Annotated in this window: 11 protein-coding genes; 8 read left to right on the top strand and 3 right to left on the bottom strand. The window is 69.6% G+C overall.

Translation table 11 applies throughout. The features are described 5' to 3' along the window. Positions 1-46 precede the first annotated feature (46 nt). The 4 genes from ACFY9N_RS15055 to ACFY9N_RS15040 all read left to right on the top strand — a co-directional run bounded on the left by ACFY9N_RS15055 (position 47) and on the right by ACFY9N_RS15040 (position 5,579). Positions 47-1,552: a methyltransferase gene (locus ACFY9N_RS15055; protein WP_391479617.1), complete on the top strand. Its 1,506-nt coding sequence runs from the start codon at positions 47-49 to the stop codon at positions 1,550-1,552. Between the two features lie 29 nt (positions 1,553-1,581). Then, positions 1,582-2,640 (top strand): LLM class flavin-dependent oxidoreductase, encoded by a 1,059-nt coding sequence (locus ACFY9N_RS15050; RefSeq protein WP_391479616.1) that lies wholly within the window; start codon positions 1,582-1,584, stop codon positions 2,638-2,640. 218 nt (positions 2,641-2,858) lie between these two features. Then, positions 2,859-3,509 carry a dihydrofolate reductase family protein gene (locus ACFY9N_RS15045; protein ID WP_391479615.1) on the top strand — a complete coding sequence of 217 codons (651 nt, stop codon included), beginning with the start codon at positions 2,859-2,861 and terminating at the stop codon, positions 3,507-3,509. Positions 3,510-3,569: 60 nt separating this feature from the next. Next, positions 3,570-5,579, top strand: coding sequence for a collagen binding domain-containing protein (locus tag ACFY9N_RS15040; protein WP_391479614.1), 2,010 nt, complete (start codon positions 3,570-3,572; stop codon positions 5,577-5,579). Positions 5,580-5,673: 94 nt separating this feature from the next. Here the strand turns inward: ACFY9N_RS15040 and ACFY9N_RS15035 are convergent, their stop codons facing one another. Both ACFY9N_RS15035 and ACFY9N_RS15030 read right to left on the bottom strand, forming a co-directional pair. Continuing rightward, positions 5,674-6,150, bottom strand: a complete 477-nt coding sequence (locus ACFY9N_RS15035; RefSeq protein ID WP_391479613.1) for an ASCH domain-containing protein — start codon at positions 6,148-6,150, stop codon at positions 5,674-5,676. A 33-nt stretch (positions 6,151-6,183) separates the two neighbouring features. After that, entirely contained in the window at positions 6,184-7,965 is a 1,782-nt protein-coding gene (locus tag ACFY9N_RS15030) for an alkaline phosphatase family protein (RefSeq protein WP_391479612.1), read from the bottom strand. A 90-nt stretch (positions 7,966-8,055) separates the two neighbouring features. Between ACFY9N_RS15030 and ACFY9N_RS15025 the strand changes: the two genes are divergently transcribed. Together ACFY9N_RS15025 and ACFY9N_RS15020 are read left to right on the top strand one after the other, a co-directional pair. After that, the gene (locus tag ACFY9N_RS15025; protein ID WP_391479611.1) at positions 8,056-8,349 is read left to right on the top strand and encodes a hypothetical protein; all 294 of its coding nucleotides are present in this window, start codon (positions 8,056-8,058) and stop codon (positions 8,347-8,349) included. Positions 8,350-8,439: 90 nt separating this feature from the next. Next, a complete protein-coding gene (locus ACFY9N_RS15020; RefSeq protein WP_391479610.1) occupies positions 8,440-9,867 on the top strand; it encodes a CCA tRNA nucleotidyltransferase in 1,428 nt (475 codons plus the stop codon). A 27-nt stretch (positions 9,868-9,894) separates the two neighbouring features. Here the strand turns inward: ACFY9N_RS15020 and ACFY9N_RS15015 are convergent, their stop codons facing one another. Further along, a complete protein-coding gene (locus tag ACFY9N_RS15015) occupies positions 9,895-10,464 on the bottom strand; it encodes a dihydrofolate reductase family protein (protein WP_391479609.1) in 570 nt (189 codons plus the stop codon). A 69-nt stretch (positions 10,465-10,533) separates the two neighbouring features. Between ACFY9N_RS15015 and ACFY9N_RS15010 the strand changes: the two genes are divergently transcribed. Together ACFY9N_RS15010 and ACFY9N_RS15005 are read left to right on the top strand one after the other, a co-directional pair. Beyond that, positions 10,534-11,109 (top strand): TetR/AcrR family transcriptional regulator, encoded by a 576-nt coding sequence (locus tag ACFY9N_RS15010; protein WP_391479608.1) that lies wholly within the window; start codon positions 10,534-10,536, stop codon positions 11,107-11,109. Between the two features lie 140 nt (positions 11,110-11,249). After that, positions 11,250-12,569 (top strand): GAF domain-containing protein, encoded by a 1,320-nt coding sequence (locus tag ACFY9N_RS15005; protein ID WP_391479607.1) that lies wholly within the window; start codon positions 11,250-11,252, stop codon positions 12,567-12,569. Positions 12,570-12,696: the final 127 nt, after the last annotated feature.

The raw sequence follows: 12,696 nt of genomic DNA, 5'->3' as shown, positions 1-12,696 counted from the left end.
GTGATTCTAGAAGGCGGGGCGGAGGAGAACCCTGAAGACGCGTAGAGTGACGGCCGTGTCCGCCTCTGCAACGCCCGTTCCCGACCCGCTCGGATGCGCCTCTCTCGCCGCCGACCTCGACGCCGCCGACCTGCGCTCCGCACCACTGCGGCGCCTGTGGGGCGAGGAGGCCGACGATGCCCTGGCCCGCGGGATGCGCGAACCCATCCTGCGCGCGATCGAGGGCGATGAGGGCACACTCGCGACCCTGGGACGCTTCTTCGTGCTCGGGATGCCGCAGCCGCGCCGTGCGGTCGAGGCTGCGCTTCCCCGGCTCGGTGTCGACGGATTGATCGGGCTCGGCCTCGCCACGGCAACCGATGACGTGGTGTCACCCACCGCGCTTCTGCGCCCGCAGTCGTTCGTCGACGCGGACGGCGTCGGGGAGTGGTGGATCGCGAGCGACCTCGACGAGGTGGCCCTCGGCAGGGCGCTTCCGGCCGACCACGTGCTCGGAGTCGGAGGCGCGTCGCGCACGCTCGCCGAGATCGTCGTGCCGATCGAAGTGGATCGCGCACTCGACCTGGGCACCGGATGCGGAATCCAGGCACTGCTCGTCTCGCGGCGGGCCGGACGGGTCGTCGCGACCGACATCTCCTCTCGAGCGTTGGCGTACGCCGAGCTCAACGCTCGCCTGAACGGGATCGGCAATATCGAGTTCCGTCTGGGCAGCATGTTCGAGCCGGTCGCGGGCGAGGCGTTCGACCTCATCGTCTCGAACCCGCCCTTCGTCATCACGCCGCGCACCGAGGGCGTGCCCGAGTACGAGTACCGCGACGGCGGACTCATCGGCGACGCGCTCGTCGAACAGTTCGTGCGCACCGCACCGGCTTTCCTCACCGCGGGCGGCACCGCCCAGTTGCTCGGCAACTGGGAGTCGCGCGACGGCGTGAAGGGTCTGGCGCGGCTGGACGCCTGGGTGCCGGGCGACCTCGACTTCTGGGTCGTCGAGCGCGAAGAGCTGTCGCCCCTCGCCTATGCAGAACTGTGGATCCGCGACGGCGGCACCACCCCGCGCGACCCGGAGTTCACGCCGTTGCTCACCGCGTGGCTCGACGACTTCGCCGCCCGTGGCGTGACGGCCATCGGATTCGGGTACGTGCTCATCCGACGCGGACAGGCGCCGGTGCTGCGGCGCAGCGAGCACGTCGGCCAGCCCGTCTCGGGTGTCGGCGAGGCCCTGGGTCGCGGACTCGTGGCGCACGACCTGCTCGCGAGTGGGATTCCCGCGACGCTGTTCACGGCATCCGATGTCACCGAGGCCCGGCATCTGCTGCCCGGCAACGACGACCCCAGCGTGATCGAACTGCGCCAGGGCGGAGGTTTCGGGCGCACCGTCAATGTCGATCCGGCGCTCGCCGCGTTCGTGGGCGCGTGCGACGGCGACCTGACGGTCGGGCAGATCGCCGCCGCGCTCGCCGACCTCTTCGACGTGCCGCTCGCCGATCTGTGGGCCGAGCTGGAGCCGCGCATCCGGGCGCTGCTGATCGACGGGTTCCTCGCGGCGGAATAGTCCGCGGCATCCATGCGTTCGAATAGACCATGAAGGCTTTCGGATTCCTCTCTTTCGGTCACTACGCCGACGTCCAGGGTTCGGCGACCCGCACGGCCGGCGACATGCTGAAGCAGACCATCGAGATCGCAGAGGGCGCCGATGAGATCGGGGTGAACGGTGCGTACGTGCGCGTGCACCACTGGGCCCGTCAGGCGGCGTCGCCCATGCCGCTGCTGTCGGCGATGGCCGCGCGCACGAAGCGCATCGAGGTCGGCACCGGCGTGATCGACATGCGGTACGAGAACCCGTTCCAGTTCGCCGAGGAGGCGGCCGCGCTCGACCTCATCGCCGACGGACGAATCGCGCTCGGCGTGAGCCGGGGGTCACCCGAGACGGCCCTGCGCGGCTACGAGACGTTCGGCTTCCACGACGAGGAAGATCCCGAGCGCGGCGGCGTGATGGCCCGCGAGAAGTTCGACATCTTCCTGCGCGCGATCGACGGCGAGGGCATCGCCCCCGGCGACCCGCGGATGGTCGGCGCCGGACGCTACCTGCAGATCGAGCCCCAGTCGCCCACGCTGCGCGACCACATCTGGTGGGGATCGGGCTCGCGCGCGACCGCTGAGGAGACCGGGCGCAAGGGCCTCAACATGATGAGCTCGACCCTGCTCACCGAAGCGACGGGCGTGCCGTTCCACGAACTCCAGAGCGAGCAGATCGCGCTGTTCCGCAGCGCGTACAAGGAGGCCGGTCACACCGGTTCGCCGCGCGTCTCGGTCAGCCGCAGCGTGTTCCCGCTGATCACCGACATGGACCGGGCGTACTTCGGTCTGCGCAGCGAGGACAGCGGCGACCAGATCGGCATCATCGACGGCTACCGTTCGACCTTCGGCAAGACCTACGCGGCCGAGCCGGACGTGCTCATCGAGCAGCTCAAGAACGACTCCGCCGTGATGGCCGCCGACACCCTGCTGCTCACGATCCCGAACCAGCTCGGACCCGCGTACAACCTGCACGTGCTCGAGTCGTTCGCGACGCACGTCGCCCCGGCGCTCGGCTGGAAGCCGAACACCGAGGGCCCGGTGCAGGGCGACCCCGTCGCCTGATTCGGCGTCGGGCGCGGCATCCGCTCCGGACTCGGACGACCCGTCGAGACCCATCGTTACCGTCGAGACCCACCGTCCCGCACGTCGGGCACGGTGGGTCTCGACGCGCGTGGGGGGTTTCGACGAGCGGCCATCGTTGACACGACGGCCGAGATGGTCGACAGTGGGTTCGCCGTGACGGATGCCGCGGCATCCGCCCCTCGCACATCGGAGAATCCATGACCCGCGTTCGCGTCGATCTCAACATCTCTCTCGACGGCTTCGCCACGACGACCGACCAGACGCCGGAGAACCCGTTCGGCGAGGACTGGGGCCGGATCACGGCCGCGTACGTCGCGACGCGCACGTTCCGCGAGCGGGTGTTCCACGACACGAGCGGCGCCGGCACGACCGGGGTCGACGAGAAGTACGCGGCGCGCTACTTCGAGAACATCGGCGCCGAGATCATGGGCGCCGGGATGTTCGGCCTGCACGCCAACCCCGACGACCCCGACTGGCGCGGCTGGTGGGGGGAGGAGCCGCCGTTCCACGCTCCGGTCTTCGTGCTCACGCACACCCCGCGTGAGCGCATCGAGTTCGCGAACGGCACGTCGTTCGAGTTCATCGATGCGACGCCGGAAGACGCCCTGCGACGTGCGGTCGAGGCGGCGAACGGCGCCGATGTGCGGGTGGGCGGCGGGGCGACGACGGTGCGCGAGTACGTGCGCGCCGGCCTCGTCGACGAGCTGCACGTCGGCATCACGCCGGTCCTCACCGGCAGCGGCATCCGTCTGTGGGACGACCTGCGCGCTCTGGAGTCCGGATACTCCGTCTCCTCGGAGACCGCAGAGTCGGGCGTCGTGCACATCACTTTCTCGCGCGCGAACTGACCCGAGACCGGGCGCGAAGTTCCTCTTCGCGTAGTTGGTATACCGATGTAGCCTGACGCCATGCGCCTGCAGCGAAGCGGTATCGCCGTCGGAATCCTGACCCTCGTGGCCGCCTTCGCCGTGACCGCGAGCCCTGCCTCGGCCGCGACCACGACGCAGTGGGCGACCTGGCAGCCGCTGACCGGCACGAGCGGCGCCTACACGACCTCGGTGCGGATCACTCCCGATCCGACGATCACCGCGACGGTCACGAGCACCTCACGGGGCGGGCAGATCGGCGTGATCCCCGGAGCCTCGACGTGGCTGTCGGAGGGCACGCCGGTCGGCGCGAAGTACGGATCCAGCCGAGGTCAGGAGTATCTGAATCTCCGACCCCAGGCCGACACCCCGACGGGATCGTCGACGACGACGTACTCCTTCCAGAATCCGACGCCCACCGCGGGGTGGACCTTCGTGCTCGGAGACATCGATGCGGATGCGGTGCGCATCCAGGCGACCGGTCCGACCGGGCAGCCCCTCACCGCCGAACAGATCGGCTTCCGCGGCGGCTTCAACTACTGCGCCCCGGGCGTGGTCGGCAAACCGTCGTGCACCGGCGCCGTCGACGACGTACCCACCTGGGACCCGACGACTCTGACTCTCACCGGCAATGCCGCGGCGGTGGACACCTCGGGTGCCGCGGCCTGGTTCGAACCGTCCGCCCCGATCACGACGCTGAGTTTCATCTACACGCGTCGCTCGGGTCAGCCGGTGTACCAGACGTGGTTCGCCTCACTCGCGCGCGACATCAGCGGCACCGTGACCGACGATGCGGACGCGCCGCAGGCCGGCATCCCGCTCACGCTCACCGACGCGAACGGACGGGTCGTCTCGACGACGACGACGACCGCCGCTGACGGTACCTACTCCTTTCCCCGAATCCTGGGCAGCGACGGGTACACGGTGCGTGTGACCGCGCCAGAGGGGATGATCGCGGACGGTTTCTCGACGCTGCCGGTGAACCTGAGCGAGACGGATGCCGTCGGCGTCGATTTCGTCGTGCGGGAGATCGTGCCGGTCGCGGTCTCGGGACGCGTGGTCGACGCGAACGGCGACGGGGTCGCCGGAGTGACGGTGGTGGTCGACGGCACGGAACTCACGGCCGTCACCGGATCGGACGGACGGTACCTGTTCGACCGCGTGGAGCCTGGTGCCTACGACGTGCGGGTCGTCACGCCCGTCGGATACTCGACCGACGACGACACACGTGCGATTTCGGTCGCTGAAGGCACGGAAGAACCGATCGAGATCCCGGCCGATGACGACTTCCTGCTCGTCGAGAACGCCGACCTGGGCGGCGTGGTCACCTCGCCCGCCACGGGCGTCGGTGTGGTCGGGGCGCTCGTGACCGTGACGGATTCCGGTGGCGAGGTCGTGGCGACCACGACCACCCGTCCGCTCGGCGAGTACACGATCCCGCGCCTGCCCCCGGGCGAGTACACCGTCACCATCACGCCGCCCAACGGCTATGCGCCGCTCGGGCCGATCAGTGCGGAGGTCGCGCTCGGCGCCGACGACCTCACCGATGTGAACTTCGAGTTCGCCGTGCTCGGGAGCTTCTCGGGAACCGTGCGTGACTCGGCGGGCGATCCGGTTACCGATGTCGTGCTCACGCTCGACGGCCCGGGCGGCGTGCGGCAGCTCGTCTCGGCGGAGGACGGGACATACAGTCTCGGCGGACTCGCCCCCGGCGACTACGTGCTTACCGTGGTGCCGCCCGAGGGGACGCAAGCGGTCGACTTCGCTCAGCGGGCGTTCGGGTTCCCGCCGGAGGGCGGCGGAACCGTCGTGGCACAGGACTTCAGGCTCGAGGCGGTTGCGGTCGAACCGACGCCGACGCCGACGCCAGACCCGCCGACCGCCACGCCCGCGCCCGGCGGCAGTGGGGGCGGGGGCACGGGAACACTCCCCGGCACGGGTCTCGGCCCCGAGACCTTCGCGTGGGCGGCCGGCGGAGCGGTCGTGCTGCTGCTCGGCGCGACGCTGCTCATCGTTTCGCGTCGGCGTGCGCGGGACCGCGACGAGGGCTGAGGCATCCGTCGGGTGCGTGCATAACTCCTCAGAATCGGGACGATCCGGGCGGGAATCGGCCGTTTCGACGAGGTGGACGCAGATTGCTGCCGAGTTATGAACGCGCGACCGGGTGCACCAGCCGGAACAGCTCGCACAACACCGGCATGTCCGGCGCGAATCCGCGCGGATTCTCGGAGTGCGCGCGCCAGAACCGCTCATGCGCCGCGCGCCAGTACGCGAGCGAGCGGTCACCCTCGCCCTCGGCATGGGCGTGTGCGGCATCGACCCCGTCGAACGGAACCGTGCGCAGCGACGTCGTCTCGATCACCGCACGCGGGCTGCCGGTGCCGTCGAGGATGATGCTCAACTCGCCCTCGACGGGAAGCGGATCGCCGGTGGCCTCGTAGTCCCAGATCGACGACGCCGTGCCCGTCTTGGTGCCGGCGAGAACCAGCGCGAGCAGGTCATCAGCGTGCGCGGCGGTCGCGCCGAAGGCCCATGCCTCGGGGACCTCGGCGGGCAGCTCGGGATGCTGCGCCCGCACCGCGTCCCAATACGAGTCGAGCGTTGCAGGGTCGGCGGTGATCATGACCTCAGCCTAGGCATCCGCCAGCCGTCCCGATCATGAAGCGGGTGGCCCGAACAGCTCCTCGCCGTGCTCGTGCAGCAGACGGTACGCGTCGGCGAACGTCTCGGGATCGGGCTCGCCCGGCTGCCCGTAGCGCGAGAGCAGCAGCCCGAGCAGTCCGCGCGCGGGGGGAGTGAGCGGCTTCATACCCGACGGGTCGCCCGGCTTCGGCTCGAGCTCCTCGGGGTTCGGGGGCGTGTAAGCGGGGGTCGTGACCGGCCAGTCGGACGGATGCCGCGGCTGATCGAGGTTGATCACCTCGAAGAGCGTGTTCGCCGAAGCGTCGCGGTCGTTGAGGGGCCTCAGCCCGTGCAGCCGCGAGAGCGTGGCGGTGACGGTGCCGTGATGCATCTCGTCGTGCACGATCGTGCCGCGCTTCGTGTACGCCGACACCGCAATCGCGGGCACGCGGCATCCGAGGCGATCGAAGGTGAATCCCATCTCGCCCGCGCCGGTGTCTGCCGTCGGCTTCGTCGCCGCGGGCGGCGGCACGTGGTCGTAGCAGCCGCCGTGCTCGTCGAAGGTGATCAGCAGCAGGGTGTTGACCGCGTTCGATCCCTTCGGCGACGCGCTCGTGCGCACGGCCTCGTAGATGTCATGGATGAGTCGGTCGCCCGCGCGCACGTCGGAGATCGCACTGTCGTACACGGGCTCGCCGTCGACCGTGCTCTCGCGGGGCGCGCCGAAGGGCGGGTGGAAGTCGTTGTGGTCGTAGACCATGCGCGGCTCGATGAAGGCGTAGGCCGGGAGGGTGCCGTTCTTCGCCTCGGCGTAGAAGTCCTCCATCGTGCCGAAGTGGTCGGTGCGCCAGTACTTCTCGAGCACGGCGGCGTGCAGCATCCCGGTGAACGAGACGAGCTGCAGCTTGTCGATGTAGATCTTCCAGCTGACCTTCTCGTCTTCGAGGCGGTTGAACACGGTCGGGGCGGCGGGGGCGTCGAGCCACTTCTTGTAGCCGCCGCCGGCCTGGTTGGTGACAAAACCGTGCGAGGTCGACGCGTGGAAGAAGGAGCGGTTGCAGAAGGTCTGCGAGGGCACGCCGGCGTACCAGTGGTCGAAGACGGCGAACTCGCTCGCGAGGGTCGAGAGCACGGGCAGCATCTCGGGCGAGAACGAGCCCATGATGTGCGCGGCGTCTTCGGGCTTGGGTTCGGTGCCCTTGCGCAGGCGCCGGAAGTTGATGATGTAGTCCTCGAGGAACCCCGACATGTTCGCCTTCTCGCCGTGGGTCGGCGCGTTGAACGGGGCGGTCATCTCGTCGACGAACAGATCGGCGTTGCCCTTCGGGTCGACCGTGCCGAAGATCTGCGTGTTGACGTGCGGGTACTCCTCGCCCGGGTCGGGGTCGGGCAGGCTCATGATGCGGTCGGTGTCGCCGGTGTAGACGTGCGCGTCGACGACGGTGCCATCGGATGCCGTGTTGCTGTGCTTGCCGAAGGCCAGACCCTCGAACGTCTCACCGGCGGGCAGCGTCTCCTGCGAGTAGAGGTACCCGAGAAGGTTGTCGAAGGAGCGGTTCTCTCCCATGACGACCACGAGGTGGTCGAACCCGGGCTCGCTGCGCGGGGTGAGGGCGGCGAACGGGTCGGGCTCAGTGGCGAAGCCGCCCCGGGAGGTGTTCGTGGCGACCGAGGCGCCGATCGCTGCGCCCGCCGCGCCGCCGACGACCGCGCCGGCGAACGCGGCCCCGCCCATCTTGAGGAACCCGCGCCGCGACGGGGTGCGGGGGTCGCGAGCGGGTTCGGATGCCGGGGGAGCGGTGCTGTCGTCGGCCATGCGCCGATCCTAGGACGGTGCGGCCGCATGCGGAATGCCGGAGCGCCGTCGGGGCTGGGCACGAGAGCGCACCGTCGATACCGTGGAGGCATGAGCACCGCCGGAGACTCCTCGATCAACGCCCGCGTCGACGCCGTGAACAAGGAGTACCTCGCGCGTCAGACCCGGCTCTTCGTCACGTTCGCGCTGATCGAGGGGCCTCTGCTGCTGATCGGCGCCGTGCTCATCTACGGATTCGAGATCATCGACCCCGAGGTCGGCGTCTGGTTCCTCGTCGCGGTCGCCCTGATCGGCGGCGCGGTGCTGAGCATGCTGCTGCTGCGCCTCATCCAGGGGCGCACGCAGGCGGTCGCCCAGGCCCGGGGAGAGAACCCCCTGTTCTGAGCGAGTGACCTTCGTCTCGTCGCTGCGTGGTTCCTGAGCGAGCGGAGCGAGACGAAGGCCCGACCAGGCCGTCCGACTACGCTGGAACCCATGCTCAACATGGCCGAAGGCCTCGACCGTCTCGGCGCGCTCGCCGCGCATCCGGTCGTCCGTACCCTCGCCACGGCGTTCGCGGATGCCGGGTTCGACCTGGCCGTCGTGGGCGGTCCCGTGCGCGACGCGCTGCTGGGGCGTCCGACCCACGACCTCGACTTCACGACGAACGCGCAGCCCGACGACATCCTGCGCATCGTCTCTCCGATCTCCACCGCGCAGTGGGACATCGGCCGCGCGTTCGGCACGATCGGGGCCCGGGTGCAGAAGGAGCAGGTCGAGATCACGACCTACCGCGCCGACAGCTACGACGGCGTGACGCGCAAGCCCACCGTCGAGTTCGGCGACACGATCGACGCCGACCTCGTGCGTCGCGACTTCACGGTCAATGCGATGGCGCTCCAGGTTCCCGCTGTGAAGCTCGTCGATCCGACCGGCGGCGTCGAAGACCTCGTCGCGGGTGTTCTGCGCACCCCGACCGACCCCGACGTCTCGTTCGGCGACGACCCGCTGCGCATGCTGCGCGCCGCCCGGTTCAGCGCACAGCTCGGGTTCCGCATCGACGACGCAACCGCCGACGCGATCACCCGACTCAAGGCGACGCTCGAGATCGTCAGCCCCGAGCGCATCCAGTCGGAGCTCGTGCGCCTCATGCAGACCGACGACCCGGTGCGCGGCATCCGCGCCCTCGTCGACACCGAACTGATCGACGAGTTCCTGCCCGAGGTGAGCGCCCTCAAGCTCGAGGTCGACGAGCACCACCACCACAAGGATGTCTACGAGCACTCCCTGACCGTGCTGCGCCAGGCGATCGAGCTCGAGCACTCCCGGCATCCGGGGGCCGAACCCGACGTGGCTCTGCGCATCGCGGCCCTGCTGCACGACATCGGCAAGCCCCGCACGCGCAGGCTCGAGGACGGCGGCGCGGTCACGTTCCACCACCACGACATCGTCGGCGCGCGCATGGCACGCAAGCGCCTGCAGGCTCTGCGGTTCGACACCGCCACGACGGATGCCGTCGCCACCCTCATCGAACTGCACCTGCGGTTCTTCGGCTACGCCGAGGGTGCGTGGACGGATGCCGCGGTGCGCCGCTACGTTCGCGATGCGGGCGACCTGCTGGAGCGGCTGCACATCCTCACCCGTGCGGATGTGACCACCCGCAATAAGCGCAAGGCCGGCCGACTATCGTCGGCGTACGACGACATCGAGTCGCGCATCGCGGCGCTCGCCGAGCAGGAGCAACTCGACGCCATGCGGCCCGAACTCGACGGCAACCGCATCCAGGAGGTGCTCGGCATCCGTCCCGGTCGCGAGGTCGGCGAGGCCTACAAGTTCCTGCTCGACCTGCGCCTCGACGAGGGCGTGCTGGGGCCGGAGGTCGCCGAGGAGCGCCTGCGCGAGTGGTGGGCTGCGCGGGCCTGACCCGTTCTAGAGCGGGCCTGACCCGTTCTAGAGGTCGCGCCGCCGCGTGAGTTCCGTGAAGACGACGCCCGACTCGTAGGCGACGTTCTGCACCACGTCGAACTGCTCGGGGTGGTAGCCGCGCTCGCCGAAGAGAGGGATGCCGGAGCCGAAGAGCAGCGGCTGGCGTTTGAGTATCAGCCGGTCGATCTGATCGCCGAGCGTCGCGGCGAGAGCGCCCCCGCCGCAGAGCCAGATATCCCCGCCTTCCTCCTGCTTCAGGCGTCGTACGACGGCGACGGGATCCTCGTCGGTCACCTCGAGGCTCTCGGCCGTCGCGGTGCGTGTACGACTGAAGACGATCTGGCGCAGGTGCCGGTACGGGCTGGCGACGCCTCCGATCGTGTAGGTGTTCCAGCCCATGAGCACCGTGTCGAACCGGTCGCGGTTCTGGGGGATCCCGAGGCTGACGGCCGCATCCGTCGGCAACGTATCGGCGAACCGCCGGTTGATCGCGTCCATGTGATCGCCGGTGATCATGAACGCATCGAACTGCCCGGCCGGGCCGGCGATGAAGCCGTCGATGGTGACGGCAGCGTAGTACACGAGCTCGCGCATGACTCTCCAATCACTACGTATGTCGTGGTTAATGTACAACATCCGTAGTGATCGCGCTAGGGTCATTGCATGGCGAAGAACGAGGAGCGTCGCCGCGCGCTCGCGGACGCGGGCATCGCCGTGCTCGCACGGGAGGGCTCGCGGGGGCTCACCCATCGGGCTGTCGACGCTCAGGCCGAGGTGCCGACCGGCACCACCTCGAACTACTTCCGCAGCCGTGAGGCCCTGATCGGCGGCCTCATCGAGCGCATCGGTGAACGACTCGCGCCTACGAATGAGGATCTGCGCCGACGCGAGACCGCCGCGCCCGGAGCGGAGCTCTTCGCGGATTACGTCCGTGACATCGTCCGCCGCCTCACCACGCACCGCGACGTCACGCTCGCCCTCTTCGAACTGCGATTGGAGAGCGCGCGACGCCCCGAGGTGGCTGCGGTCCTCGGCGCTTGGCAACGCGTGGGCTTCGATGCCGATGTGGCGTTCAACTCGGCCGCAGACCTTCCCGGGGGTCGACGCGAGATCACCCTCTTCCACTACGCCATCGACGGACTGCTGCTCGACCGGCTGACGACCCCGATCGATCCCGAGACGTCCACCGACGAGGTCATCGACTCTCTCGTAGAGGGGCTTCTGCGCCGCGACGCGTGACGCTCCGCGCAGAAAGCTTTCGCGCACCCTCCGGCGGTCGAGGCGACACCCCGATCGGGGTGTCGGCGAGGCATCCGCTCTTCTATGCTGGGAGCGATCCCGCCACCGAAGATCGGGGTGCCGTGTCTGCGCAATGGAACGTGTCTCGCGATGCCTCTCCCGAGGCCTCCCGCCTGATCATCGAGCGTGCGCACGAAGAACTCCTCGCGGGCAACCTCGATGACCAGCGCCTGCTCCAGGTGCGCCCACTCGTTCGCGCGTCGTGGGAGCGATCGTGGCGCGGACGCGTCGGGCCCGAGAGCCCGCCCCCGCTCGAACTCGGCCACGACGAACTCGAGGAGTATCGCCGCGCCCACCCGCTCGCCGCGGTGATGGACACGATCCGCGGACTCCTGCTGCCCGGCACTCCTGAGGACGCCGGCGTGGTGATCGCGATCGGTGATCAGGCCGGACGGCTGCTGTGGATCGAGGGCGACCGACAGTTGCAGAGTCTCACCGACGACATGGGTTTCGTCGCCGGCGCGAACTGGGCGGAGGATTCCGTCGGCACGACCGCCCCGGGCACCGCGCTCGCTCTGGGGCAGTCCGTGCAGATCCGCGGCGCCGAGCACTACAACCGACTCGTGCACCCGTGGTCGTGCACCGCGGCTCCCGTGCGCGACCCCGAGACGCAGCGCGTGCTCGGAGTGATCGACATCACGGGTGGGCCGGAGGTCGTCACGCCCCAGGCTCGCCTGCTCGTCGACGCGACCGCCCGAGCCGTCGAGTCCGAGCTGCTCGTCGCCCGGCTGCGGGCCCGCGCCGAGGTGGCTCCGCGCGTGCATCACTTCGCGCCGACCCGCACCCGGCCGGCGGCGCGGGCGAGCCTGCACGTGCTCGGGCGCGACAGGGCACGGCTCGAAACGGCATCCGATCATGAGGAATCGGTCATCGAGCTCAGCGCCCGCCACGCGGCTATCCTGCTCATGCTCGCCGTCAACCGGCAGGGTCTGTCGGCCGAGCGCCTCACCGAACTCGTCTACGGCGCCGATGTCTCGCCCGACACGCTGCGTCCCGAGATGGTGCGCCTGCGCAAGGTACTCGAACAGCGGATGCCGGAGCTGGTGCCCGAGTCGAGACCGTATCGTCTGCCCGTCACCCTCGACACCGACGCGCACGACGTGATGTCGCTGCTCGACCGCGGCGCCCACCGCGTCGCGCTCACCGCGTACCGGGGTCCGGTGCTGCCGGAGTCGACCTCGCCTGGGGTCGAGGACTTCCGCGAGACGGTGCGGGCGGCGCTGCGCGAGGCGATGCTGTCGGAGGCGAGCCTCGACGTGCTGCTCTCGTACGCCGAGATTCCGGAGGGGCAGGCGGATGCCGAGGCACTGCGTCTCGCGCTCGAGATGCTGCCGGCGCGCTCGCCGAAGCGCCCCGGTCTGGTCGCCCGGATCGAGCGCCTCGAGCGCGCCCAGGCCTGACCGGCATCCGTTCCCCGGTTTCGAATCGCTCAGTTCGTCACTTTCGAGCCGCGATTCCTGCAAGGTGAGCGATTCGAAAGCCGTCACCGCACCCCGCAACCGGGCGCAACGTTGCGCACTCGGGTGC

Source organism: Microbacterium sp. NPDC008134 (assembly GCF_042957055.1).
Taxonomy (GTDB): Bacteria; Actinomycetota; Actinomycetes; order Actinomycetales; family Microbacteriaceae; genus Microbacterium.
This window is presented reverse-complemented; position numbering and strand designations above follow the sequence as displayed.